The organism is Streptomyces sp. NPDC002643, from assembly GCF_053592555.1.
This window is the reverse complement of record NZ_JBSFVY010000001.1, coordinates 546,713-573,405: the sequence shown is the minus strand read 5'-3', so window position 1 is coordinate 573,405 and position 26,693 is coordinate 546,713. Positions and strand designations below refer to the sequence as shown.

Annotated in this window: 16 protein-coding genes and 2 pseudogenes; 9 read left to right on the top strand and 9 right to left on the bottom strand. The window is 71.3% G+C overall.

Translation table 11 applies throughout. The annotated features are described in order from the left end of the window. Positions 1–7: 7 nt before the first annotated feature. The 5 genes and pseudogenes from ACWD4G_RS02515 to ACWD4G_RS02495 all read right to left on the bottom strand — a co-directional run bounded on the left by ACWD4G_RS02515 (position 8) and on the right by ACWD4G_RS02495 (position 7,817). Positions 8–613 (bottom strand): GTP-binding protein, encoded by a 606-nt coding sequence (locus ACWD4G_RS02515; RefSeq protein WP_451290251.1) that lies wholly within the window; start codon positions 611–613, stop codon positions 8–10. Beyond that, positions 594–4,212, bottom strand: a pseudogene (locus ACWD4G_RS02510) (hydantoinase B/oxoprolinase family protein). Before ACWD4G_RS02510 ends, ACWD4G_RS02515 begins: the two are co-directional and overlap by 20 nt. 24 nt (positions 4,213–4,236) lie before the next feature. Further along, the gene (locus ACWD4G_RS02505; protein ID WP_451290250.1) at positions 4,237–4,632 is read right to left on the bottom strand and encodes a DUF742 domain-containing protein; all 396 of its coding nucleotides are present in this window, start codon (positions 4,630–4,632) and stop codon (positions 4,237–4,239) included. 9 nt (positions 4,633–4,641) lie between these two features. Continuing rightward, positions 4,642–5,079, bottom strand: a complete 438-nt coding sequence (locus ACWD4G_RS02500; protein WP_451290249.1) for a roadblock/LC7 domain-containing protein — start codon at positions 5,077–5,079, stop codon at positions 4,642–4,644. Further along, positions 5,076–7,817: a nitrate- and nitrite sensing domain-containing protein gene (locus tag ACWD4G_RS02495; RefSeq protein ID WP_451290248.1), complete on the bottom strand. Its 2,742-nt coding sequence runs from the start codon at positions 7,815–7,817 to the stop codon at positions 5,076–5,078. The genes ACWD4G_RS02500 and ACWD4G_RS02495 overlap by 4 nt, the downstream gene beginning before the upstream one ends. A 420-nt stretch (positions 7,818–8,237) precedes the next feature. Here ACWD4G_RS02495 and ACWD4G_RS02490 point away from each other — a divergent pair, with 420 nt between their 5' ends. From ACWD4G_RS02490 to ACWD4G_RS02475, 4 genes are all read left to right on the top strand, one after another. Continuing rightward, positions 8,238–8,798 carry a hypothetical protein gene (locus ACWD4G_RS02490; RefSeq protein ID WP_451290247.1) on the top strand — a complete coding sequence of 187 codons (561 nt, stop codon included), beginning with the start codon at positions 8,238–8,240 and terminating at the stop codon, positions 8,796–8,798. Positions 8,799–8,923: 125 nt separating this feature from the next. Next, positions 8,924–10,390 (top strand): aldehyde dehydrogenase family protein, encoded by a 1,467-nt coding sequence (locus ACWD4G_RS02485; RefSeq protein WP_451290246.1) that lies wholly within the window; start codon positions 8,924–8,926, stop codon positions 10,388–10,390. 67 nt (positions 10,391–10,457) lie between these two features. Next, on the top strand, positions 10,458–12,080 hold the full coding sequence (locus ACWD4G_RS02480) for an APC family permease (protein ID WP_451290245.1): 1,623 nt from the start codon (positions 10,458–10,460) through the stop codon (positions 12,078–12,080). Between the two features lie 100 nt (positions 12,081–12,180). After that, a complete protein-coding gene (locus ACWD4G_RS02475) occupies positions 12,181–13,743 on the top strand; it encodes a GMC family oxidoreductase (RefSeq protein WP_451290243.1) in 1,563 nt (520 codons plus the stop codon). A 118-nt stretch (positions 13,744–13,861) separates the two neighbouring features. On the opposite strand, the gene ACWD4G_RS02470 is transcribed toward ACWD4G_RS02475, so the two are convergent. The 4 genes from ACWD4G_RS02470 to ACWD4G_RS02455 form a co-directional block, all read right to left on the bottom strand. Then, entirely contained in the window at positions 13,862–18,547 is a 4,686-nt protein-coding gene (locus tag ACWD4G_RS02470; protein WP_451290242.1) for a hypothetical protein, read from the bottom strand. 155 nt (positions 18,548–18,702) lie between these two features. Then, positions 18,703–19,581, bottom strand: coding sequence for a hypothetical protein (locus ACWD4G_RS02465; protein WP_451290241.1), 879 nt, complete (start codon positions 19,579–19,581; stop codon positions 18,703–18,705). 75 nt (positions 19,582–19,656) lie between these two features. Continuing rightward, complete coding sequence (locus ACWD4G_RS02460) at positions 19,657–21,183, bottom strand: hypothetical protein (protein WP_451290240.1); 1,527 nt, start codon at positions 21,181–21,183, stop codon at positions 19,657–19,659. Between the two features lie 125 nt (positions 21,184–21,308). Then, a complete protein-coding gene (locus tag ACWD4G_RS02455) occupies positions 21,309–22,004 on the bottom strand; it encodes a GntR family transcriptional regulator (protein ID WP_451290239.1) in 696 nt (231 codons plus the stop codon). A 194-nt stretch (positions 22,005–22,198) separates the two neighbouring features. Here ACWD4G_RS02455 and ACWD4G_RS02450 point away from each other — a divergent pair, with 194 nt between their 5' ends. From ACWD4G_RS02450 to ACWD4G_RS02430, 5 genes and pseudogenes are all read left to right on the top strand, one after another. Then, positions 22,199–23,518: an MFS transporter gene (locus ACWD4G_RS02450; RefSeq protein WP_451290238.1), complete on the top strand. Its 1,320-nt coding sequence runs from the start codon at positions 22,199–22,201 to the stop codon at positions 23,516–23,518. A gap of 298 nt (positions 23,519–23,816) precedes the next feature. Continuing rightward, a pseudogene (locus ACWD4G_RS02445) lies at positions 23,817–24,351 on the top strand (D-glutamate cyclase family protein); the annotation flags it as partial. A 56-nt stretch (positions 24,352–24,407) separates the two neighbouring features. Then, positions 24,408–25,166, top strand: a complete 759-nt coding sequence (locus ACWD4G_RS02440) for a LamB/YcsF family protein (protein ID WP_451290237.1) — start codon at positions 24,408–24,410, stop codon at positions 25,164–25,166. Next, positions 25,163–25,774 carry a 5-oxoprolinase subunit B family protein gene (locus ACWD4G_RS02435; protein WP_451290235.1) on the top strand — a complete coding sequence of 204 codons (612 nt, stop codon included), beginning with the start codon at positions 25,163–25,165 and terminating at the stop codon, positions 25,772–25,774. The genes ACWD4G_RS02440 and ACWD4G_RS02435 overlap by 4 nt, the downstream gene beginning before the upstream one ends. After that, entirely contained in the window at positions 25,771–26,640 is an 870-nt protein-coding gene (locus tag ACWD4G_RS02430; RefSeq protein WP_451290234.1) for a 5-oxoprolinase subunit C family protein, read from the top strand. The genes ACWD4G_RS02435 and ACWD4G_RS02430 overlap by 4 nt, the downstream gene beginning before the upstream one ends. Positions 26,641–26,693: the final 53 nt, after the last annotated feature.

The window sequence follows — 26,693 nt, the reverse complement described above, 5'->3', positions numbered from 1 at the left end:
CCGCTTCTCAGGTGGTGACAGTCTGGCGGTTCTCCGTCGCGTAGGTCATCGCGTGGCGGACGACGGCGACGAGGACCTCCTTGACCGACTCCCGGCGGCGCGCGTCGCACAGGACGACGGGCACATCGGGATCGAGGTCGAGGGCCTGACGGACGGTCTCGGCCGGGTAGCGTGCGGCGCCCTCGAAGCAGTTGACCGCGATCACGAAGGGGATGGATCGGCGCTCGAAGTAGTCGACGGCGGCGAAGCAGTCCTCCAGACGCCGGGTGTCGGCGAGCACCACGGCGCCCAGGGCGCCGGTCGCCAACTCGTCCCAGAGGAACCAGAAACGGTCCTGGCCTGGCGTCCCGAAGAGGTACAGGACGAGGTCCTCGCGCAGGGTGATGCGCCCGAAGTCCATGGCGACGGTCGTGGTCGTCTTGGCCTCCACGCCGCTGGTGTCGTCGAACGGGCGGCCGGCCTCGGTGAGCACCTCCTCGGTGCGCAGCGGTTTGATCTCGCTGACCGCGCCGACGCAAGTCGTCTTGCCCACGCCGAAGCCGCCGGCCACGAGAATCTTGAGCGTGACGGGCTCGACCGGGGGTGTGCCGCGCTCAGTGCGCCCGAGGATCATCGGTCTCTTTCTCCTGCTGGATGGTTGTCGCGCGGTGGTGGCCCGTAGCCCCCGCCGCCCGGGGTTTCGATGACTAGTACGTCGCCGGGGCCGATGTCCACCGCATCGCTCCCGCCGAGTTCCACGACGGCGCCGTCCGCGCGCTCCACCCGGTTGACGCCCAGCGCTCCGGGTGCGCCGCCGGCCATCCCGTAGGGCGGGACCCTGCGGTGCTGCGACAGCGTGGAGACGGTCATCGGCTCGTGGAAGCGGATACGGCGTACGGCACCGTCGCCGCCGCGCCACCGTCCGTCGCCGCCGCTGCCCCTTCGGACGGCGAACTCCTCCAGTCGGACGGGCAGACGCCACTCCAGGACCTCGGGGTCGGTGAGCCGGGAGTTGGTCATGTGCGTCTGTACGACGGGTGCGCCCGGGAAGCCGTCACCGGCGCCCGAACCGGAGGCGATGGTCTCGTAGTACTGGTGGCGTTCGTTGCCGAAAGTGACGTTGTTCATGGTGCCGGAGCCCTCCGCCTGGACGCGCAGGGCGGCGTAGAGAGCGCCGGTGATGGCCTGTGAGGTCTCGACGTTGCCCGCGACGACGGCGGCCGGAGGTTCCGGGGACAGCATGGAGCCGGGCGGGACGACGATGTCGAGGGGGCGCAGACAGCCGTCGTTGAGCGGGATGTCGTCGGCGACGAGGGTGCGGAAGACGTACAGGACGGCCGCGTTGACCACGGCGTAGGGTGCGTTGAAGTTGCCGGCGAGCTGTGCGGAGGTGCCGGTGAAGTCGATGGTCGCGCAGCGGTTCTCACGGTCCACGCGCACCGCGACGCGGATGACGGCACCGGAGTCGGTCTCGTAGGTGTACTCGCCGTCGTCGAGGGCGTCGATCACGCGGCGCACGGCTTCCTCGGCGTTGTCCTGGACGTGGCTCATGTACGCCTGGACGACATCGAGCCCGAAGTCGTCGATCATACGGACGACTTCGTCGACGCCTTTGCGGTTGGCGGCGATCTGGGCGCGCAGGTCCGCGAGGTTGGTGCCGGGGTTGCGGGAGGGATGGGGTGCCTCGGTGAGGAGGCGGAGGGTCTCCTGTTCGCGGAAGCGGCCGTTCTCGGCGAGGAGCCAGTTGTCGAAGAGGATGCCCTCCTCGTCGATGGTGCGGCTGTTCGCCGGCATGGAGCCGGGCTGGATGCCGCCGATCTCGGCGTGATGGCCGCGCGAGGCTACGTGGAACAGGATGCGGTCACCCTGTGTGTCGAAGACCGGGGTGATGACCGTGATGTCGGGCAGGTGGGTGCCGCCGTGGTACGGGTCGTTGACGGCGTAGGTGTCGCCCGGCCGCATGGTGGTGCCGCGTCGGCGGATGACCTCCTTGACGCTGGTGCCCATGGAGCCCAGGTGCACGGGGATGTGCGGGGCGTTGGCGACCAGATTGCCGTCGGGGTCGAAGAGGGCGCAGGAGAAGTCGAGGCGTTCCTTGATGTTGACCGACTGGGCGGTGGACTCCAGTCGGGCGCCCATCTGTTCGGCGATGGACATGAAGAGGTTGTTGAAGACCTCCAGCAGAACCGGATCACTTTTCGTGCCGTGATCGGAACTCTCCGTGACGGCCGCGCGTTCCATGACCAGATGCCCGTCGTGGGTCGTCGCGGCCCGCCAGCCGTCGTCCACGACGGTCGTCGCGCCGGCCTCGGCGATGATCGCGGGGCCGGTGACGGATTCGCCGGGGGCCAGTTCCTCGCGGCGGTGCAGGGGGACGTCGTGCCAGGCACCGCCGGTGTGGAGGCTGACCGTCCGGGGGGTGGCGGTGCGGCCTTCGTACGGGGCGAGGGCGGAGAGATCGGGGGGTGTGGTGAGGCCGGTGGCTTCCACGGAGAGGGCTTCGACGACGATCGGTCGGTCGAGGGTGAAGGAGTACGTGGCGCGATGACGTTCTTCGAAGGAGCGCCGCATGGTGTCGGGCTCGGTCAGCTCGACGGTCAGGGCGGTGTCGGTGCCGTCGTAGCGCAGCTGGGCGCGGCGGGTGACGCGGATACGGTCCTGGGGGACGTCCTCGGCGAGGAGTTCGGCGCGGGCGGCGCTCTCCAGGTCGCCGGCGGTGTCCAGGACGCCGGGCATGGAGGTCGGCTCCAGTGGGGCCTCCACGGACTGCTCACGCATGGCGGTGGCGTCGGCGAGGCCGATGCCGAGCGCGGAGAGCAGCCCGGCCATGGGCGGGACGAGGACGGTACGGATGCCGAGCGAGTCGGCAACCATGCACGCGTGCTGACCGCCCGCTCCACCGAAGGTGGTGAGCGCGTAGCGGGTGACGTCGTGGCCCTTCTGGACGGAGATCCGTTTGACGGCGTTGGCGATGTTGGCCACCGCGATCTGGAGGTAGCCCTCGGCGACCTGCTCGGGGGTGCGGTCGTCGCCGGTGCGGTCGCGGATCTCGCGCGCCAGGTCGGCGAAGCGCTCGCGGACCAGGGCGTCGTCGAGCGGCCGGTCGCCGTCGGGCCCGAACACCTGGGGGAAGTGGGCGGGTTGGATACGGCCGAGCACGACGTTGGCGTCGGTGACGGTGAGCGGGCCGCCCGCCCGGTAGCAGGCGGGGCCCGGGTCCGCGCCCGCCGAGTCCGGCCCTACGCGGTAGCGGGAGCCGTCGAAGTGCAGCACGGAGCCACCACCTGCGGCGACGGTGTGGATGTCCAGCATGGGCGCCCGCAGGCGCACACCGGCGATCTGGGTGGTGAAGGCCCGTTCGTACTCGCCGGCGAAGTGCGAGACGTCGGTGGAGGTGCCGCCCATGTCGAAGCCGATGACCCGGTCGAAGCCGGCGAGTTGCGACATACGGGCCATGCCGACGATGCCACCGGCCGGCCCGGAGAGGATGGCGTCCTTGCCGCGGAACTGGCCGGCTTCGGTGAGCCCTCCGTTGGACTGCATGAACATCAGCCGTACGCCCCGCAGTTCGTCGGCGACATGCCGGACGTAGCGGCGGAGCACGGGCGACAGGTAGGCGTCGACGACGGCCGTGTCCCCGCGCGGGACGAGCTTCATGAGGGGGCTGACCTCGCTGGACAGCGAGATCTGGGGGAAGCCGATCCGGGCCGCCAGCTCACCGACGGCCTGTTCATGGGCGGGGTGGAGGTGGCTGTGCATACAGACGACGGCGACCGCGCGGATGCCGTCGTCGTACGCCGATCGGAGGTCGTCGGCGAGGGCGTCCAGGTCGGGGGCGCGCAGGACGGTGCCGTCGGCGCCGATGCGTTCGTCGACCTCGACGACCCGCTCGTGAAGCAGTTCGGGGAGCTGGATCTCGCGGGCGAAGATGTGCGGTCGGTTCTGGTAGGCGATCCGCAGGGCGTCGCGAAAGCCCCGGGTGATGACGAGGAGGGTGCGTTCGCCGGTGCGCTCCAGCAGGGCGTTGGTGGCGACGGTGGTGCCCATGCGGACGGCCTCGATGGGGGCGTCGGAGCCGTCGAGGAGCTCCCTGACTCCCGCGACGGCCGCGTCCGCGTACCGCGCGGGGTTGTCGGAGAGGAGTTTGTGGGTGAGCAGGCGGCCGTCCGGTCGGCGCGCGACGACATCGGTGAACGTACCGCCCCGGTCGACCCAGAACTGCCAGCCTGTCACGTATCCACTCCGCTTCCGCGCTGCTCAGAGCGCCCGGAGGCCGTTGATCACGTCGCGCAGAATACTCTCGTCCACCAGCTCGGCGGGCGGTACGGGACGTGTCACATGGACGAGTTCCTCGTCCACGAGGTCTCCGACGAGGACGCGGATCACGCCGACGGGCAGGTCCAGCTCGGCGCCCAGCTCGGCCACCGTCTGCGGGGTGTCACGGCAGAGCTCGACGATCCGGACGTGCTCCGGGGCGAGCGAGTGGTCCTCCTCCGGGTCGTCGACATGCGGTTCGGTGACGACGACGGCGATCAGATCCAGGCGGTGCTGGACCGCGTGGCTGGTGCGCCCCCGTGTCATCGCATACGGACGGACCACGGGTCCGGCGTCGTCGTCGAACCAGTGGCTGCTTCCCTGACCGTCTCGGCTCATGCCATCCCACTACCCGCCCTGGCGCGCATCGCTGCGCGGGGCGGAGCCCAGGTGGACGCCGACCCGCTTGACCAGCAGCGTCATCTCGTAGGCGACCTGCCCGATGTCGGCGCCCGAGTCGGCCAGGACGGCGAGGCAGCTGCCGTCACCGGCGGCCGTGACGAACAGGAAGGCCTCGTCGAGCTCAACGACGGTCTGGCGGACGTTGCCCGCCTCGAAGTGGTGGCCGACACCCTTGGCGAGGCTGTGGAATCCGGAGGAGACAGCGGCCAGGTGCTCGCTGTCCTCTCTGGTGAGGTCCTTGGAGACGCCCGTGGGCAGTCCGTCGCCGGAGAGCACGAGCGCCTTGCGGATGCTGGCGACGCGCTCCACCAGGTCGTCCAGGAGCCAGTTCAGCTCTCCGGACGTACCGTTCGCGGTGGGACCTGCGGCATTCGGTGCGGTCATCGACCGTCCCCCTTCGTTCCTCGTGGTGCTGAGACGTCCCGGGCATCGGTGCCCTCGGCGTTCTCCTCGCGGCCCCGCTGCCACCCCCGCTGGAGCGAGGCCATGCGGTTGCGTACCTCGTCGGCGTCGCGCTCGGCGGGGTCCGGTCCCTGTGCGGGGCGGGCCCTGTCTCGCTCGCCCCGCCGCTCGGGGCCGTTCTTCAACTGCGGTGCCAGGTTGGCCTGTCGGACTCGACGCGGCAGCGGGCTCTGTGCCGATTCTGCCTGGTCGGCCGTCGTGTCCGTACGCGGGGTGGTTGCCCCTGCGGCCAGTTGCGGGGTCGTCGGGGTCGTGTCGCTCGGCGCGGTCGTGCGACGGCGCTGCGGCAGTGCGGTGAGCGGCCGGGTGTCGGCGATCCCCGGCTCCCCGTGCTGCTCGGATTCGTCCTCCGGGCGCCTGGGCCTCGGGCCCGTCACCGGGCGGCCGTGCGAGCTGACCAGATGGGGTGTCCGGCGCTGCGGCAGCGGCACGGGACCGACCGTCGGGTCGGGGTCGGTGAGCTGGGCGGGCGCCGCCTCGCCACCGCGCGCCGGAGGCTGCTGCTGGTCGTCGGTGATTCCGGTAAGCGCGCGGCGGAACAGACCGCCCTCTTCGCCGTCCTCGTCCTCCAGGACGGCCGGGAAACCACCGAGCGGGTCCAGGTCGACGGGTGCTTCCAGCTCGACCGGGCCGTCGAGGATGCCGGCGGACAGCCCCGGAAGGCGTACCGGCACCTGGGAGAGGGCGGCCTTGCGCTCCTCCTCCAACTCGGCCTCGCGGCTGGGGTGGACGCGGTCGAGACGGAAGCCGATGCCGTTGGTGTCCGGGACGTCGTCGGTGAGCAGGGCGTCGGGGATGAAGACGACGGCCGTGGTGCCGCCGTACGGCGACGGTTGGAGGGAGACGCGGACCTTCTGCCGCTGGGCGAGACGGCTGACCACGAAGAGGCCGAGCCGGTCGGTGTCGGAGAGTTCGAAGTCGGGGGTCTCGGCGAGTTTGAGGTTGGCGTCGAGGAGCGCCTCGGCCGCCATACCGAGGCCGCGGTCGTGGATCTCCAGGGTGAAGCCGTTGGCGACGCGCTCGCCGAGGACCTGCACGGCGGTGTGCGGGGGCGAGAACACCGTGGCGTTCTCGAGGAGTTCGGCCACGAGGTGGGTGAGGTCGGCGACTGCGGGGCCGGTGACGGCGACGCGGGGCAGTCGGCGGACCTCGATGCGCTCGTAGTCCTCGACCTCGGCGACGGCGGCGCGGACCACGTCCATGAGCTGGATGGGTTTGCGCCACTGCCGGGACGGGGCGGCGCCGGAGAGGATGACCAGGCCCTCGGCGTGCCGGCGCATACGGGTGGTCAGGTGGTCCAGGCGGAACAGGTCGGCGAGTTCGTCGGTGTCGTCGGTCCGGCGCTCCATGGTGTCGAGGAGGGTGAGCTGCTTGTGGAGCAGGACCTGGCTGCGCCGGGCGAGGTTGACGAAGACCTCGGAGATGCCGCTGCGGAGTTCGGACTGTTTGACGGCGGCTTCGACGGCGGCCCGCTGCAGGGTGTTGAGGGCCTGGCTGACCTCGCCCATCTCGTTCTTGTCGTACTCCAGCCGCGGTACTTCGGTCTCGACGTCGACCTGTTCGCCGGCGGCGAGGCGGCGCATCACGCTGGGCAGCCGCACCCCGGCGGTGTCGTGGGCCTCCTGGCGGAGTCGGCGCAGGTCACGGATGAGGACCCGGCCGATGCGTACGGACATGAAGAGAGAGAGGAGGAGGGCGACGAGGCCGAGGACGCAGCCGATGACCGCCTTGAGGATGACATTGGTGGCCAGGGGCCGGACGCGGTCCTGGTAGCGGTCGCCGGCGTCGACGCTGAGTTCGCGGAGGTCGGAGAGCACGGGTTCCACGGCGGTGTCCCAGCTCTTGGCGCTGACACCGGCGGAGCGGCCGGGGGTGGAGGCGATGACGGCCTGTTCGACGGAGCGCAGGGGCGCGGTGTTGGCGTTCTTCCAGTAGCGGTCGAAGCGGTCGCGGTCGTCGGAGGGCAGCAGGGGCAGGCTGATCTCATACATCAGCGTGCGCTGGGCGACGAGGTCGGAGAAGTCGCGGATCTCGTCGCGGCTGATCCGGCCCTTGACGAGGACGGCGCTGAACAGGGCGTCCTCGCGGGAGAGGAGTTCACGGGCGCGGCCGAGGTTGATCAGCGCGCGGCCCTGCTTGTCCATCTCGACGTTGTCGAGGGCGGGGAGGTTGGCGAGGAGGGAGAAGCAGGGGTCGACCAGGCCGTTGTACTCGTTGAGGGCCCGGGGCACGTCGACGGTGCCCTGTTCGACGCTGGTGCGCAGGGCGGACAGTCCGTCGAGGGCCTCCTGGATCGCCGTGAGCCGCTGGGCGGTGGCTTCGCCCATCTCGTCCCGCAGTTCGGCGTCGTCGGCGTGGGCGCGGAACTCCTCGACGGCCTGGTCGGTGGCGTCGCGGCTGCGTCCGAGGGCGTCGAGCGCGTCGGGGGCGTCGCGGTCGGCCAGATAGACGAGGGTCTGACGGCGTTCCTGCTGGAGGACGCGGATGGTGTCCTCGGTGGGGAAGCCGACCTTCTCGACAATGTCCGCCACCCGGAACAGATCGCTCGCCTCACGGCCCGTCAGCACCGTGGCGAACGCCCAGACCGCGGTCAGGGACACCAGGGGCACAAGCAGCAGTGCCACGATCTTCCGGCGGATCGATTTCCCGCGAAAGCGCATGGCCTCCCCCAGCTTGACCCCCACCCGACCTGGGGGCACACATGTGCGTCAACAAACGGCGAGAGCCTACTACCGACACACAGGTATCTCGAAGGGCTGTCCGAACGCACATCCCGCCAGGGCTGAACCGGACATGGGGAGTTGTCCGCTCATTGGGGGAGATTGCCGCCCGCTGTCGGGAACTTGAACCGGTCGCGGCGCGTCTGGGAAGTCGGGGCGGTTGGCCGGATTTTTTCGTTCTTCGGGAATCTTCGGCGCACGTCGATCGTCTTTCTGTACGGGAATGGGGGGCGGAATGGGCCACAGACCCCGCATGACTCTCCCAGGTGGCGTAAATCGGAGGAAGTCGGGCACCAGTGGGGGGCCGGATCGCGTGATCCGGGTGCTCTTGGTCGACCGGCGGTGGGGAGTGACACGTTGATGGGCACGGCTGAGCGGCGCCTGGCGCCCGGGGAAGGTGCGGTGGCGCCGGAGTCGTCGGCGCCGGGCGCTCAGACACCGGAGGACGACCTCCCGGCGGGCGAGGGTGCCGCGGCGGAGGAGCGGCAGATCGCCATGAGGGACGGCGGGGCGGCCGAAGAGCGGGTGTATTACCGGCCGTTGTGGATCGAGGAGCCCGCGCGCAAGCGGCGACTGCCCGATCCGGTGCGGACGGCGGCGGTGCGCGCGGTCATCATCATCGCGGTGACGCTGGTCCAGGCCATGGTGGCGGTCCTGTGCACCCTGGCGGGTTCCTGGCTGGCGTTCCCCATGGTGCTGAGCAGTGTGGCAAGCACGGTCATGGCGACCTGGGGCGTGCTGGACGTCTGGGTCACCCGACAGGTGTGGAGCCAGCGCAATGGCGTGGTGTCGGTCCCCAGCAGCAGTGCGCGCGCCTTGCGGCGCGAGCGGCGCCGTGCCCGGCGTGAGGCTCGGGCGGCGGAGCGCGCCCAGGAGCGGATACGTCAGCGGGGTGGTGCCGGGCAGCTGTCGCACCCGTAGGGCCACCCCGCTGCCCTTCTGACCAGGCGTGTTGACCGTCACATTTGGCATGGAACGAGCCTCCCCGGTTAGGCGCTCAGCCGCCGGAGCGCCTCGCACGGCGCTGACCAGGAGGAACGAGAGACATGCCCGAACTTTTCATCGGCGGAGCGTGGCGGTCCGCACGCGGCGGGGGGACACGGGAGATCCGCTGCCCCGCCGACGGCAGCCTGGTCGCGATCGTCGACGAGGCGGACGGCGGGGACACGGAGGAGGCGATCGCGGCCGCCCGTCTGGCCTTCGACGAGGGCCCCTGGCCCACCACCCCTGCCGTCGACCGCGGTGAGCTGCTGCTCCGGGTCGCCGATCTCCTCGTACGCGACAAGGACGCGCTCGCCCGCGCCGAGTCCCTCGACACCGGTAAGCGGCTGGTGGAGAGCGAGTACGACATCGACGACATCGTGAACTGCTTCCGGTACTTCGGGCGTGCGGCCACCGAGGAGACGGGCCGGGTCGTCGACACCGGGTCGCGGACGGTCGACAGCCGGGTCGTGTACGAGCCGGTCGGGGTGTGCGCGCTGATCACCCCGTGGAACTATCCGCTGCTCCAGACGGCCTGGAAGGTCGCCCCGGCGCTGGCGGCGGGCAACACGTTCGTGCTGAAGCCGAGCGAGTTGACTCCGCACACCGCGGTCCATCTGATGCGGCTTCTGGAGGAGGCGGGGCTGCCGGCCGGTGTGGCCAACCTGGTGCTCGGCGCCGGGCCCGAGGCGGGCGCTCCACTCGCCGAGCACCCGGATGTGGACCTGCTCTCCTTCACCGGTGGCCTGCTGACGGGCCGTCGGCTGATGGCGGCCGCCGCGGGCACGGTGAAGAAGGTCGCGCTGGAACTCGGCGGCAAGAACCCGAACATCGTGTTCGCCGACGCCGACTTCGACACGGCCGTCGACATGGCGCTGACCGCGGTGTTCCTGCACTCGGGGCAGGTGTGTTCGGCGGGGGCACGGCTGCTGGTGGAGGACTCGCTGCACGACCGGTTCGTCGACGAGGTCGTACGGCGGGCGCGGGAGATCCGGCTCGGGGGGCCGTTCGACGAGCGGGCGCAGACGGGGCCGCTGATCTCGGCGGCCCATCGTACGAAGGTCGAGGAGTACGTCGCCAAGGGCATCGCGGAGGGCGCGGTACTGCGTTGCGGCGGCGAGCGGCCGTCCGGCGGGGTGTACGACAAGGGCTTCTACTATCTGCCGACCGTGCTGGACGAGTGCGCGAGCACGATGTCCGTGGTCCAGGACGAGTCGTTCGGGCCGGTGTTGACCGTGGAGCGGTTCCGCGGCGAGGACGAGGCCGTGCGACTGGCCAACGACACCGTCTACGGGCTCGCGGGCGCCGTATGGACGACGGACGAGGCCAGGGCGCAGCGGGTCGCGGCCCGGCTGCGGATCGGCACGGTGTGGATCAACGACTACCACCCGTATGTGCCGCAGGCCGAGTGGGGCGGCTTCAAGCAGTCCGGTTTCGGCCGCGAACTCGGTCCCGCGGGGCTCGCCGAGTACCGCGAGGCGAAGCACATCTGGCGCAACACCGCCCCGAAGCCTCAGGGTTGGTTCGCCTGACCCCCTCACCGCTTTCGGCACCCGCAGGAGCCACTCCCTCTCCCCCAAGGCCCCCAGGAGTCCGCTCATGACGACGATCGACCATCCGACCGGACCGCAGAACGCCAAGGACGGCACCGAGGACGACGCCGAACTCGCCGAGTTCGGCTACAAGCCCGAACTCAAGCGCACCCTCGGCAACTTCCACACCTTCGCGGCCGGGATCAGCTATATCTCCATCCTCACCGGCACCTTCCAGCTGTTCTACTTCGGCTACGGCAGCGGCGGCCCCGCGTACTGGTGGTCGTGGCCGATGGTGTTCGTCGGCCAGTTCATGGTGGCGCTCTGTTTCGCCGAACTGGCGGCCCGCTTCCCGGTGGCGGGCTCGGTCTACAACTGGTCGAAGAAGATAGGCAATCCGCATCTCGGCTGGCTCGCCGGCTGGATGATGCTGATCGCCTCCATCGTGTCGATCGCGGCGGTGGCGCTCGCCTACCAGTTGACGCTGCCGCAGATCTCCGATGTGTTCCAGGTGGTCGGTGACGGCACCGGCAAGTACGACGTGGCGACCAACGCGGTCATCCTGGCCGCGGTGTTGATCCTGTTCACCACGCTGGTGAATGCCTTCGGCGTGAAGCTGATGGCCACGATCAACACGGCGGGCGTGTTCATCGAGTTGATCGCCACGGTCGTCCTGATCGTGCTGTTCGCCGTGCACATCACCCGTGGCCCGCAGGTGGTCATGGAGACGAACGGCACCGGAGCGGGCTACGGCACCGGCTACCTGGGCGCGTTCCTCGTGGCCTCGCTGGCGTCCGCGTACGTCATGTACGGCTTCGACACGGCCGCGTCGCTCGGCGAGGAGTCGCTGGACCCGTCCCGCAACGCACCGCGCGCCATCATCCGCGCGATCGTCGCCTCCTTCGTCCTCGGTGGCCTGATCCTGCTGCTCGCGCTGATGAGCGTGTCCAGCCTGAAGGGCGAGCAACTGTCCACGGACGGTCTGCAGTACGTCGTCCTGGATGTGCTCGGGCCGACGGCCGGCAAGGCGATGCTGTGGTGTGTGCTGATCGCGGTCACGGTGTGCGCGCTGGCCGTGCACACGGCGGCGATCCGGCTGGCCTTCGCGATGGCCCGGGACAACAACCTGCCCGCGTCCTCGCTGCTGGCCAAGGTCAGCCCGCGCTTCCAGACGCCGGTCCTCCCCGCCGTGATCATCGGTGTTCTGGCCCTGGCGATCCTGGTCGTGAACATCCGTCAGCCGCAGATCTTCACCGTGGTCACCAGCATCGGCATCATCATGATCTACCTGGCCTATCTGGGCGTCACCGCGCCGATGCTGGTGGCGCGGCTGCGCGGCAGGTGGCAGCCCGCCGGGGACGGCAGGTTCTCCCTCGGCCGCTGGGGGCTCCTCGTCAACATCGTCGCCGTGGTGTGGGGGGCCGCCATGACCCTCAATCTGATCTGGCCGCGCGCCTCCGTCTACAACGCGAGCGCCCCTTTCCACTGGTACCTCAGGTGGGGCGCGGTCCTGTTCGTCGGGATCATCGCCGGCGGCGGCTTCGCCTACTACTGGTTCGTCCAGCGCCACCGCACGGGCGTCCTCGCCGAACACCGCCTGGAAACCGCCGACGCCCAGGCCGCACCGATGACACCGCCCGCACCACCCACACCGCCGACCCCGTCCACCACTCCTCCGACGGCCGGCTGAACACCCCGGCCTGAAGGGCCGCACCCCGCCCCCATCGGCTCCCACCCCCGACGCAGCGCGACAACACACGAAACACCCCGAGCAAGGAGATCGATTCGCCATGCCCGCAAACGACTTCGATGACGAGTTCGACTATGTCGTGGTCGGCGGCGGCACCGCCGGAAACGTGGTCGCGGCCCGTCTCTCCGAAGACCCGTCGATCACGGTGTGCGTACTGGAGGCCGGCCCCAGCGACGTCGGCGACGACGACGTGCTGAAGCTGGAACGCTGGATGGGCCTGCTGGAGTCCGGCTACGACTGGGACTACCCGGTCGAGCCCCAGACCAGCGGCAACAGCTTTATGCGGCACGCGAGGGCGAAGGTCCTCGGCGGCTGCTCCTCCCACAACTCCTGCATCGCCTTCTGGGCCCCGGCGGAGGACCTCGACGACTGGGCCGCCGCCGGCTGCACGGGCTGGTCGGCGGCCGACCTCTTCCCGCTCTACCGGCGCCTGGAGAACAACGACGCCCCCGGCGACCACCACGGCCGCACCGGCCCGGTCAAGCTGCGCACGCTGAAGGGCGAGGACCCGTGCGGCTCCGCCCTGCTGGAGGCCTGCGCCCAGGCGGGCATCCCCACGACCCCCTTCAACACCGGCAGCACCGTCGTCCGGGGCGCCAACTGGTTCCAGATCAACTCCGACGAGAACAACATCCGGCAGTCCTCCTCGGTCGCGTACCTCCACCCGATCATGGGCAAGCGACCCAACCTGCACATACGAACGGGCGTACGCGCCAAGAAGCTGGTCCTGGACGGGCGGCGCTGCGTCGGCGCCGAGTACCTCGACCCCGACCTCATCCACAGCCGAACGGTGCGCGCCCGGCGCGAGGTCATCGTGTCCTGCGGCGCCATCGACACCCCGAAGCTGCTGATGCTGTCCGGAATCGGCCCCGCCGAACACCTGCGCGAGATGGGTGTCGAGGTCGTCGTGGACGCGGCGGGCGTCGGCGAGAACCTCCAGGACCACCCCGAGGGCGTCATCATGTGGGAGGCCAAGCAACCGATGACGACCACATCCAGCCAGTGGTGGGAGGCCGGAATCTTCTACGACACCGAGCCCGGCCTCGACCGACCCGATCTGATGTTCCACTACGGGTCCGTCCCGTTCGACATGAACACGGCCCGGCACGGCTACCCCACCTCCGAGAACGCGTTCTGTCTGACGCCGAACGTCACACGGGCCAGGTCCCGGGGCACCGTACGACTCCGCACCCGGGACTATCGCGACAAGCCGAAGGTCGACCCGCGCTACTTCACCCACGAGCACGACGTACGCGTGATGACGTACGGGCTCCGGCTCGCCCGGCGCATCGCCTCGCAGCCGGCCCTCGCCGGGTGGGCCGGGGCCGAACTGGCGCCCGGGCCGGACGTCCGGTCGGACGACGAGTTGCTCGACTACGTCCAGAAGACGCACAACACCGTCTACCACCCGGCCTGCACGGTGAAGATGGGCGCCGACGACGATCCCTCGGCCCCGCTGGACGCGCGGCTGCGGGTCAAGGGGGTCAAGGGGCTGCGGGTAGCGGACGGGTCGGTGATGCCGGATCTGGTGACCGTGAATCCGTGTATTACGACGATGGTGATCGGGGAGAACTGTGCGGATCTCTTGAGGGGGGATGCCTAAGGGGGAGGGACTTCAGGAGGTGGGGCGACTGCGGGTTCATTGTGGCTGATCGCGCAGTTCCCCGCGCCCCTTAAGGGGCGAAGCCCGCTCAAGAGGCGCCCTTTGAAGTGCCGCCCGCCTACGAGGCACCGGAAGGCATCGGCCGCTTGAACATCCTCGTCGCCGTGATCTCGCTGTGGACCGCCTCGCCCGCCTGCGGTGGCTGTGGCAGGCCGGGGCGGAGGTGTTCCTCGACGCTGATGTACTTCAGGCCCGCCCTCAGGTCGGCGTCGTTGCGCAGACGGATGACCAGGGGGAACTCCGCCAGAGCTGTCGTGTCGAACAGGCCTGTCGTGTAGAGGAGCTGGACACCCAGGGCGTCCGAGACCGCCCTCTGCAACTCCAGCAGGTATGTCGCGTTGGCGCGGCCGATGGGGTTGTCGAGGAACAGGGTGCCGGCGTGGCGGTGTCTGTCGCGGCCCCGGTCGTTGCTGCGCAGCGCGGCCATCGTGCAGTACAGGGCGATGGCCGCGGTGAGGAGTTGGCCGCCGGAGAAGACGTCGCCCATCTGGCCGACGGGAACGCGCTCGGCGCGCAGTACGGCGTCGGGTTTGAGGATCTCGACGGCGACGCCCTTGGGCTGGAGGGCGGCGCTGACGCCGCGCAGCAGCAGGGACATACCGTCGCGGCGCAGATCGGAGTTCTTCTTGACGGCCGCGCGGGTCGCCTCGTCGACGACCTCGCCCAACCGTTCGGTGAGCGTGGCCTGATCGGGCTCCTCGAAGCGGATGCGCAGGAACTCCTGGCCTGACCACTCCCCCAGGCCCTCGGGCAGCCGGGACAGCCGCTGGGCGGATCGCAGCGTCGCGAGGGCGGACTCCACGAGGCCCCGCAGCCGGTCCACGATCGAGTCGCGATTGCGCTCCAGCTGCGCCAACTCATCGGTCAGGACCCGGAGTCGGGGCGCGAACGCCTCGGCCCACTTCTGGGCGTGCTCGGGCAGCGCGGACGCGGGCAGCTCCCGGATCTGCTGACGGGCGGGGGTGCGGACCTGCTCGTAGCGCGTGGAGTTGGCATGGCGTACGAGGACGTCGCTCGCCTCTCGTACGGCGCTCTCGGCGGTGGAGAGGTCGGCGGCGCAGCCGCGCAGCGAGCGGCGGGCCTCGGCGGCGGACTTGCGGGCCTCGTCCAGGCCGCCGGGGTAGGGCTCGGGCTCCTCCTGGTCGTCGTCCGGGGTGTGGTCGCGCAGGAGGTCGCGCAGCAGCGCGGCGGTCTCGTCGAAGCCGCCGGCCGCGTCCTCGGCGGCGCGGTGGGTGTCCAGCAACTCGGCGTGGGCCTCACGGGCCTGGGCCAACGCTTCCGTGCGGGAGGCGAGTTCGGCGGTGGCTGTGCGCAGCAGGGCCTGGGCGTGGTCGGCGTCGCGCGGCAGCAACTCCTCGGGCAGCCCGGTGTGCGCCTCGCCGTCCTCGGGGGCGTGTCGCTCGGCCTCGCCGCGCAACCGCCCGAGCTGCTCGCTCGCGGTGGACATCCGGGTCTCCAGCAGCTGAACCAGCTCCTCCGCCCGTGCGGCGGCGGCCTGCCGGGAGGGGCCGTCGGAGCCGTCCGGGGACTGCAACAGCTGCTCGGCGCGGTTGCGCACCTTGTTGCTGAGCCGGTCCAGTTCGGCGAGGGAGGCGCTCTCGTCGCTCTCGGCCCGCGCCTGCTCGGCCCTCAGATCGGCGCCGACACCGACCTTCTCGTACACCTGCGAGGCGGCTCGATAGGCCTCGCGCAGGGCGGCCAGCGGCTGCTTCGGGGTGTCGGAGTCGGCTTCCGGTACGTCGTCGGGGGCGCCCGCGATCTCCGCGCGCTCGGCGCGCAGCGCACGCGCCGTGCGGCGGGCGTCGTCGGCGGCGCGCTGGGTACCGCGACGGTCCTCGTCGGCGGCGCGCGCCCGCTCCAGGCAGGCCTGGGCGCGGACCTCGGACTCGGTGGCCTCGTCGGCGAGTTCGCGCAGCTTGACCTGCCAGCCGGCGCGTTCGCGGAGCCGGAAGGCGAGGCCGGCGAGGGCGTCGGCTGCGCGCCGGGCCTTCTGCGCGGCCTCCTGTCGCTCGTCCCGGACCTGCGCGGCCTCGGCCGCCGCCTCCTCGGTCTCGGCCCGTACGGTCCGTGCCTCGGCCAGCTCAGCCTCGGACTCCTCGGCGAAGGCCCGCGCTTCCTGGGCGGCCGCCGCCAGCTCGGTGAGCCGTCCGGCCGGGCACCCTGTGCGCCAGGAGGCGAGCCGTGCCGCGAGTTCCCGGTCCTTGCCGAGCCGGGCGGCGAGGGTCCGGATCTCCTCGTCCCGCTCGGTCGCCCGCGCACGCAAGGCCTGCCGCTCCTCGTCGGCGGCGTGCTCGTCGTGCATGGCCGGGTTCGGCGGTACGAGGAACACATCGGAGGAAGGGCCGTTCCCCGAGCCCACGGGTGGTGCCGGGGCCAGCAGAGCGGCGGCCGTACCGACGGCCACGGCGGACCGTGGCAGCAGCGCGGCGTCGCTCAGCGCCTCGCGGGCGCGGGCATGCGAGTCCGGGTCGGTGATGATCACACCGTCGACCAGCTCCGGTCGGGCAGCGAGCACGCGTGCGTGGTCGACGGGGTCCACGGCCTGGGCGAGGTACCGCCAGCCAGGGAGGGCGGGGATGCCGTGCTCGCCGAGGAACTCGACGGTCGCCAGCACATCCGGCCCCGGCGGCAGCAGCCCGCCGTCGCCGAGGGCGCCGAGGATGCGCGAGTCGTCGGCAGCGGCTGTACGCAGCTCGAAGAGGTGCCGCTCGGCCGACGACACCTTCTCGTCGAGCAGCTCCCGCAGTTCGTCCGCGAAGCGGTCCAACTCCTCGGCGGTGAGGGGGCCTTCGGGGACGTCCGAGGTGCTCGCACCACCGGTTGCCGGGGCGGTGCCGCCGGCCTCCTCATCGCCCCGGCGCGGCACTGGCACCCCGGCCCGCGGCCGACCGCCACCGGCCTTCGGCAGACTCAACAGCTCCGCCAGCCGCTCCTCCGCCGCCAGGGCCTCGGCCGTACGCCGCTCCCCGTCGTACAGGCGCTCGGCGGCGATCGCCGCGTCCGCCGCCCGCGCGGCCGTCAGCTCCGCACGGGACTCGGCGGTCGAGGCCTCCCGGGCGTGCTCGGAGGCACGACGAGAGGCATCCCGGGCGGTGTCCCAAGCGGCGACAGCGGTTTTCTCGGCGTCACTGGCGGCGAGCGCGGCGCGTGCGGGATCGGCGTCGGGCGCGCTGTCGTCGAGCCAACCGGCGCGTACGGCCTCGGCGGTCTCCTGCTCGACCTCGCTGAGCCGCTGCTTCAGATGCCCGATCTCGCTGCGGGCGCGCTGGGCCTCGGTGGCGGCGGCGGTGGAGTCACGGTAGGCGGCCTCGCCGACCTCCTGAAGGGCGGCCGACCGCTCCTCCCCCTCGTTCGCCAGCTCCTCGGCGCTCTCGGCGGCCGCGTGCAGGGCTCGTACGAGGTCGACGGCGGCCTTGGCGCGGGCGGCGAGGGCCGGGGCGGCGTCCCGCTCGGCCTCCTGGATCGCGGCGGCCACGCGGGCGACCCGGTCGGCGGCGGCACGGTGGCGGAGCACGGCCTCGGCGGCCTGCCAGGCGGAGTGCAGGGTGCGGGCGTCGGCCAGCTCGCGCTTCTGCGCGGCGGCCGACTTCTCGGCGGCGGCCAGCGCCAACGAGGCGTGGCGGTAGGCCAGTTCGGCCGCGATCAGGGCACTGCGCTCCCGGGCGCCCTCGGCGTGCGTGACGGCGTACGCGGCGGCGGTGACGCGCTGGGCGAGGTCGGTGCCCCGCATCCGCTCCCTCGTGGCTCGTGCGGACAGCCGCCGGGCCAGGGTGCGGGTCCGCCGCTCGGCACCGGCGTGGATGTCCCGCGCGCGCGACCGTCCCTCGGCGGCCTCGACGATCCGCCCGAGCAGATCCACGGACCCGGCGGTGAAGTCCCGCTCGGCGATCAACTCGGCCCGCCGGCCCAGCTTGTTGCCGAAGCCGCCGACCAGATCGGCGAGGCCGTCGGTGTCCCGTGTGTCCGTCACGGCCCGCAGCAGCAGATCGGTGAAGTCGGAGTCCTTCTTCACCGCGAAGAGACCGGCGGCCTCGCCCTCGTCGGCGTTCATCTCCCGCTGGTAGCGGAAGAGTTCGGGGTCGAGTCCGAGGTCGGTCAGATGTTCGTTCCAGCGGTCGTGGATCTCCTCCCAGTGCACTTCGAGATGCGGATACGCCTTCCCGGCCTCGGTGATGGCGTCCCGGAACCCCTTCATGGTCCGCCGCCGCCCGTGGGCTCCGGACGCGCCCTCGACCGGCGGGCGTACGGCGGTGGACTCGGCGACGGGGAGGTTGTCGAGGCTCAGCCCGGGGCCGGGCCGGAACGAGTACCAAGCCTCCGCGAACTTTCGTGGATCGTTGGAGACCTGCCGCCCCCGCCACTCGCTCGCCTTGCCGACGACGACGCACTCACCGGTGAGCGTGTGCTGCCACTCCAGGGCGACATGCCCGCAGTCGTCCGCGAGCAGGAACTTCCGCAGTACGCCCGAGCTGGCGCCGCCCAGGGTGTTGCGGTGGCCCGGCAGCATCACCGAGAAGATCAGCTTGAGCAGGACCGACTTGCCGCCGCCGTTCTCCAGGAAGAGCACACCGGCGGGCGCGGGGCGGCGCGGCGGGCCGACGGGCTCCTCCTCGAAGAACTCCGCCTGCTGCGGCGCGGGGTCGGGCACGGGCTCGCCGACACCGCGCAGGTCCAGCACGGTGTCGGCGTAACGCGCACCGGCAGGACCGATGGAGTAGAGGCGGACCCGGGACAGCTCGTACATGGCGGCGGACTTTCGCGGTTGTGACGGTGGTTCGTACGGGGCCGCCGTGAGGGCGGCCGGTGGGGCCGTTGTCGTCGGCACGGCCGGTGCGGCGGGTGACCCGGCCGGTCAGGACCGGAGTCGATCAAGACCGCACTCGATCGGGCCGGGGCCGGTCAGGAGTGGAAGGGCAGTCCGGCGTCGGCCACCAACTCCAGGTCGTCGTTGTCCTCGGCGGGCAGCAGCGTGGCGGTGCCGTCGGTGACCGGGACCACGCCCAGCTCCAGCAGCTCGGCCATCGCGGCGCTGCCCGCCATGTCCCGCACCTGGAGCTGATAGCGGGCGGTCGTCCGGTACGTACCGCCGTTGTCGTCTCCCGTGCGCTGCAGAAAGCCGGAATCGGTGAGGAACCCGACCGCCTTGCCCACGATGCCGGTGGTCGACCCGGCGAGCCGTCGCGCGTCCTTGGTGGCCCCGGTGGAACTGCGTCTCGCCCAGATCCGCCAGGCCGCCTCCAGCCCGGGCGCGTCGCTCTCCGGATCGGTGTTCTCCCCCTGCTCCTCGGCTCGCTCCTCAAGCCGTCGGCAGGCCTGCCGTACGAAGGCGTCGACCCCGTTCACCGAGACCCGGCCGATGTACCCGTCGTCGGCGAGGTCCTCGGGCCGGGGGAACGCCATGGCGGCCACGGCGAGATGGGCAAGCCCGTGCAGAAACCGGTCGACGGAGTCGGCGGAGGTCCGCCGCGCGTAGTCCCCCATGCGCACGGCGAATACCGAGTCCTCGGCGGCCGTCACCGCCATGCCCGCCCGAGGCGACACCTCCAGCACGACAAGCCCGAGCCCGGTGGCCACGGCATCGGCGAGCCGGGCGAACGGCGGGTCCTCCCGATACCGCCGCAGCAGATCGCCGTACTCCTGATCCCGGGCGGGCTGGAGCTTGGGCTGAAGCCCGAAGGCGACGAGCCGAGCGGCATCGGCGGCGTCGGCGGGGGTGACGGCGGCGTTCGCCGGTGCGGCGACAGCCTCCGGCTCACTCCACTCGACATGCTCACTCACGGCAGAAACTCCCCACCACATACGACCCGCAGGCCAACCACGACCAGCGGTTTCCCGGCTCTCCCAGCGGAGCGTTCACGCTGCCTCCGAACGATCCGCCGCCATCCCTACGGCGTCCAACAGAGCCGTCCCCACGATCAAGTCGGCCCCACCGAACTCGGGATCGTCCAGCTCCGTCCCGTCGTCCACGGCGAACAACAGCTTCTCCTCCCCTTGCCGGTAAGCCGTCCCCACCGCCGGACTGGCTGCGTGCACGGCCAAGAGCGCGACCAGATAAGGCAGTTCGGCATCGGCCAACCGAGCCTCCGCCAGCAGCCCCGACAGCCGCCGAGGCGCATCGGAAGGCAGGTCCAGCAACGCCATGGCGGCAGCCAGTTGCTCCTCACTGAACCGGCTGTCGTCCGGTGTGGCGATCAGATCCGGCTCAGGCATCTCGGCCCCCAGATGCTCCCGCTCCACCGGCGGCGTGAACAGCAGCTCCACGAGATCCCCGAGGCGCACGGAACCCGGCGTACGCATCCCGGCCCCACGGGCGAAGAACGCGTCGGTCACCTTCCGCGCCCGCTCGACCGGCAGCGGCAGCAGCGGCGCGATCAGATGCCCGTACAGGTCTATCCCCGACGTCGTCATCGGCGTGGCGAAGGCCTGCCGGTCCTGCTCGGCGCGGAACAGGGGCCCGGCCTCCAGCAGCCGGGACTGCAGCTGGGTGTGCCGGCGGATGCAGTCCTTGACGATGTCGACCAGCTCGGCGGCGCGCCGCTTCTGCTCGGGGTCCTCGGACTCGTCACGGGCCTTGCGGATGTTGGTGAGGATCGCGTTCTCGTGGCGATAGCGATCGGCGACGTGGTCGAGCGCCTCGGCGATCATGTCGGGCACACCGTGGAGCCAGTCGACCGCGCGGACGTTGCGCCGCGTCGCGTCCAGCGCCTTCCGTAGCGTCTCCGAGTACTGCACCGTGCGGTACCGGGCCTGCTCGGCGGCGAGCTGGGCGTCGGCGAGTCGCCCCCGGCTGATCAGCACCTCCAGCTTGACCTCGGCGGCGATCTGGGCGCTGGTGACATCGGTGTCGAGGGCACCCACCAGGACGTTGACGGCCTCGTCGGTCGTGCGGAGGTAGACGCCGCCCCCGTAACCGGGGACCTCCTCGATCAGCTTGAAGTCGTAGTCCCGGCGCACATACGTGCCGTCCGGCGCGAAGGTGCCGTACACCGCCCGGAAGCCGCGGTCGACGCTGCCGACGTTGATCAGGTTCTCCAGGACCCAGCGGGCGACGCGCTCGTGCTCCTCGACGGGCCGCTGCGGGGCCTGCGCGGCGATGCGGGGGATGAGCCGGGCGACGATCTGGTCGTGGTCGGCGCCCGTGTCGAAGTCCATGTTCAGTGTGACCAGGTCGATGGCGGCGAGGGCGACCTCGGCCATGCCGTACACCGAGTACTCACCGGCGAGGTTCGCCTTGCGCGCGTCCAGGTCGTGCAGCGGCGCGGTGCAGGCGAGCGCGCGCAGCCGCCGCGCCAGCCCCTCGTCGGCGGCCGGACCCAGCGCGGGGCGCGGCCCCGCGCTGAGCTGGGGCGGAACACTGTCCGTCGATGCAGGCGAAGTCACGGTGCACAGACTAGGTCCTGGGTCTGACAACGGCCCAAACGAACGGGCTGCGCCGGACCGCGGCCCTCGGCGGCCCCCCGTGGCCGACGTGCGTGAGCCGGGCAGGACCGCTTACGGGGCCACCGCTACGGCGCCTCGGCCACCCGGCGGCCGTACACCGCCACCAGCCCCTTCAGCGAGTCGTCGAGGTACTCCTCCAGCATCCGCTCGGCCTCGTCCCGCTGCCCGCTCTGCAGCGTCTGCAGAATCCGTAGATTTCGAGCCAGATACGGCTCGTACAGTTTGCGTGGATTGTCCACCACGTGGAAGGCCAGCCGGAGTTCGGCGAAGACGCTGCGCATCAGCTCGTCGGTGCGGGCGCTGCCCGCGAGGGCGACCAGTTCGCGATGGAAGTGGATGTTGGCGGTGGAGACGCCTTTCCAGTCGTTCTCACGGGCCAGCCGCTGCCCGTCCGCGACGGCTTCGTCGAGCCCGTCGAGGGCATACGGCGGGTCGCCGAGACCGCGTACGACGGCGCACTCGACGAGGCGGCGGGTGCGGTAGATGTCCTCGACGTCCTCGACGGTGAGCACCCGGACGAAGACGCCCCGGTTGAGTTCGTGGACGAGGAGCCGTTCATGGGTGAGCAGGCGGAACGCCTCGCGGAGGGTGTTGCGGGAGACACCGAGGGCGCCGCCGATGCTGTCCTCCGACAACCGTGTGCCGGGCGGGAAGAAACCCTCGGCGATCCGGCCACGGAGGATGTCCGAGACCCGCTCGGCGGTGCTGGTCCGGCCCAGCAGGGCCCGGTCGTCGGCGAGGTCGGTCAATTCGGCGGCCATGCCCGGAATTCAACCGCAGACACAAGAACGAAACAACATGGGTATTGAGGGATCGTTCAACAATCCTCTACCTTGCTCAGCAGGCGCCGACCGCTCGACCCGCCGGCGCCCGACGCTGCCCCACGGCACGGCTCAACTCCCGTACGGCACGGCTCAGTCCTCAAGCACCCTCCATCCCTCATTGCGAGGTGCCCATGAGCACGACCCCTCCCCCAGCGGCCCGGACCGCCACGGAAACCCACCCCACCACCGAACAGGCGCCCGACAGCGGCGCGTTCGGCTGGCTGCGCGCCCTCGGCCCGCGTGGCCGCCGCGCCTTCGCCGGCGCGTTCGGCGGCTATGCCCTCGACTCGTACGACTACTTCACATTGCCGCTGAGCATGGTCGCGCTGGCGGCCTACTTCGGCCTGGACAACGGCCAGACGGGGCTGTTCACCACGGTCACACTGGTCGTCTCGGCGATCGGCGGTGCCGTCGCGGGCGTCCTCGCGGACCGGATCGGCCGGGTCAAGGCACTGATGATCACCGTGGCGACGTACGCGGTCTTCACGGTGGCCTGCGGCTTCGCACCCAACTACGAGACCCTGCTGGTCTTCCGGGCGCTCCAGGGGCTCGGCTTCGGCGGTGAGTGGGCGGTCGGCGCGATCCTGGTCGCCGAGTACGCGAGCGCCAAACACCGAGGGCGTACGCTCGGCGCGATCCAGAGCTCCTGGGCGGTCGGCTGGGCGCTGGCCGCGATCGTCTACACGGTGGTGTTCTCCCTGGTGGACGATGATCTGGCCTGGCGGATCATGTTCTGGACCGGTGCCCTGCCCGCACTGCTCGTCGTCTGGGTGCGCCGCTCGGTACAGGACGCTCCGGAGGCGGCCGCCGCGCGCGAGGAGAGCGCCGAGAAGGGCTCCTTCGCGGTGATCTTCCGGCGCGGGACCGCCTCCGCTCCCGGCCTGCTGCGCACCACCTTCTTCGCGGTACTGCTCTCCACCGGTGTCCAGGGCGGCTACTACACGCTGGCGACCTGGGTGCCGACGTATCTGAAGACCGAGCGCGGCCTGTCCGTCGTCAACACGGGCGGCTACCTCACCTTCCTGATCTCCGGCGCCTTCATCGGCTATCTCACCGGCGGCTATCTCACCGACCGGCTGGGCCGCAGGCGGAACATCTGGCTCTTCGCCGTCCTGTCGGCGCTGTGCATCCTGGCGTACGCGAACATCCCGAGCGGCGCCAACACCCTTCTCCTGGTGCTGGGTTTCCCGCTCGGGTTCTGTATGTCGGCGATCTTCAGCGGCTTCGGCTCGTTCCTGAGCGAGCTGTACCCGGCGGCCGTGCGCGGCACCGGACAGGGCTTCACGTACAACACCGGGCGCGCGGTGGGCGCCGTCTTCCCGACGACGGTCGGCTTCCTGGCGGACAGCTGGGGCGTCGGCGGCGCGCTGGTCTTCGGCGCCCTCGGCTACGGCCTGGCGGCACTCGCCCTCCTCGGTCTGCCCGAGACCCGCGGAAAGGAGCTCCTGTGAACGGCCCGGCCCAGCACCGCACCGAGTTCACAAGGCGTCACTTCCATCGCTGCGCCTTCACCCCGATGGGCGAATGCGCACGGCACTCTGCGTCGCGAGGACACAGCTCCTTGCTACGGTCACCGTGTCTGGCGGCACCTCGCCTGACCTACCGCCGGACGGGCGGGAAGTGACGCCTGTGGAGGCCCGTGTAAGACCAGCTCCCGCAAGGGAGAGGGCAAGGGCCGACGAAGCAGGAACCCACGGTGGCACTGCCCAGCGGTGCGGACCAGAATCTCCAGCCCCAGGCTGGAGAGGGCGTCAACGGGTGTGGGAGCACGCCGAGCTGGTGGCCGAACCCACGAGTGTGGGTCGGCCCCTGGTTCGACGACCTGATGTCCACCCTCATCGGGTGCAGCTTCACCTCCGAGTGGGCGCTCACCCAGGTCGCCGTCCCCATGCGTCACACACGGCAGGGCCGAAACGTTTCCATGTACATCACCGAACGTCAGTGCCGGCCCGCCGGGCGGTTGCGCGGCCCCATGGTGGTGTCGATGCGCCCGGTGCCGCCCGAGCATCTGGAGACCGCGATCCGGGAGAGCGGGCTGCTCCCGGCGGTGCACGGCGGCCCGGTGCACTGCGGGGAGCCGGCGGGCCTCGGCATCGCGGATCTGTCCCGCCCCGACTTCGGCGACCCGGTGACCGCCGAGCCGGGCGACATCCCGGTGTTCTGGGCCTGCGGGGTCACACCGCAGGCCGCGGTGACGGCCTCGCGGCCGCCGTTCGCGATCACCCACGCACCGGGCCAGATGTTCCTGACGGACGCCCGCGACGAGCAGTACCGCGTGCCCTGAGCGAGCACCGACCCCGGCGAACCAGAACGGACAAGCGGACCAGGACAATGGACGACATGACCTCCATCGATCTCAACGCCGACCTCGGCGAGGGCTTCGGCCGCTGGCGGCTGACCGACGACGAACAACTGCTGTCCGTCGTCACCAGCGCCAATGTGGCCTGTGGCTTCCACGCCGGCGACGCGGCGACCATGCGACGCGTGTGCGAGCTGGCCGCCGAGCGCGGTGTACGGATCGGCGCCCAGGTCTCGTACCGCGATCTGGCGGGCTTCGGGCGACGCGCGATGGACATGCCGCCCGCCGAACTGGCGGCCGAGGTGGCCTACCAGATCGGCGCCCTGGAGGTCTTCGCGCGCGCGGCGGGCACGCGCGTGTCGTACGTGAAGCCGCACGGCGCGCTCTACAACCGTGTGGTGCACGACGAGGAGCAGGCGGGGGCCGTGGTCGACGGTGTGGTCCTCGCCGACGCCACCCTGCCGGTCCTCGGCCTGCCCGGCTCGCGCTTCCTGAAGGTGGCCGAGCAGGCGGGGCTCCTCGGGGTCACCGAGGCGTTCGCGGACCGCGCCTACACCGACGAGGGCACCCTCCTCCCGCGCGGCCGGGACGGTGCCGTGATCACGGACCCCGACACCGTGGTGGAACGGTCCGTGGAGCTGGCCCGCACCGGCACGGTCACCGCCCGCTCCGGCGAGCGCATCGCCATGCGCGCCCGCTCGCTGTGCCTGCACGGCGACACCCCGGGCGCGGTGGAGCTGGCCCGGCGGGTACGGGCGGAGCTGACGGCGTCGGGCGTACCCGTGGCGGCGTTCGCATGAGGGCACTGCCGGTCGGGGACCGCGCCCTGCTGATCGAGGTGGACTGCGCCGAGGAGGCCGAGGCCCTGCACGCCGAGCTGCTGCGCCGCCGTGCCACGGGTGAGCTGGCGGCCACCGAGATCGTCCCGGCGGCCCGCACGGTCCTCCTGGACGGCCTCGACGCCCCCTCCCGCCTCGCCGCCCGCCTGGCCACCTGGGAGGTGCCGCCTCTCTCCACGCGCGCGGAGGACGTCGTCGAGATCCCCGTACGGTACGACGGGCCCGATCTGTCGGACGTCGCCGCGCACTGGGGTGTCGACGAGGCCGAGGTGGCCCGTATCCACATGGCCGCCGAGTTCCGGGTGGCGTTCTGCGGCTTCGCGCCCGGCTTCGGCTATCTCACCGGGCTGCCCCGCGAGGTGCCGCGCCGGGCGACCCCGCGTACGGCCGTCCCGGCGGGCTCGGTGGCCCTGGCCGGCCCGTACACCGGTGTCTATCCGCGCTCCTCCCCCGGCGGCTGGCAGCTGATCGGTACGACGGACACGGTGCTGTGGGACCACGCGCGCGTGCCGGCCGCCCTGCTGGCACCGGGCACCCGTGTCCGCTTCACCTCGCCGGCGGCGCTGTGACGGACCGTGCCCTGGTGGTCGTACGCGCCGGCGCCCTGACCACCGTCCAGGACCTCGGCCGCCCCGGCCACGCCCATCTGGGCGTACCGCGCTCGGGTGCCCTGGACGCACCCGCCGCGGCCCTGGTGAACCGTCTGGTGGGCAACTCCGTCGAGGCCGCCGTCCTGGAGACCACCCTCAACGGCTGTTCCGTGCGCCCCCGTTCGGCGGTCACCGCGGCGGTCGGCGGCGCCCCCTGCGCGGTGACCGTGGACGGCCGCCCGGCGCCCTGGGGCGCTCCCGTACGGGTCCCCGGCGGAGCCCTCCTCGACATCGGGGCCGCGCGCGCGGGTGTACGGAGCTATCTCGCCGTCTCCGGCGGTGTGGCCGTCGAGCCTGTGCTGGGCAGCCGCTCCACCGATCTGCTGTCGGGCCTGGGTCCGCCACCGCTGACGGACGAGACCGTGCTCCCTCTGGGCAGGCCGACGGATGTCCACGCGCGCGTGGACGTCGTTCCGCATCCGGCACCGCCCTCGGAACTCGTTCTGCGGGTCACCCTGGGCCCGCGCGACGACTGGTTCACGGACGCGGCCCTGCGCACCCTGGTCACGCGCCACTACAGCGTCGCGGCGGCGAGCAACCGCATCGGGCTGCGCACGGAGGGACCGGCCCTGGAGCGCGCCGAACGGGGTGAACTCCCCAGTGAGGGGATGGTGCTGGGGGCCGTCCAGGTACCCCCGGACGGCCGTCCCGTCGTCTTTCTCGCCGACCACCCGACCACGGGGGGCTACCCGGTGATCGCGGTCGTCCACCCGGCGGACCTGGCCGGCGCGGCCCAGGCGACACCGGGAACACCGGTGCGATTCGTGGCCGTGAGCCGCCGCTGAGGCCGCCGGAAGCCTTCGTCGAACTGCGGAACGTCATGTGCGCGACGGGTGAA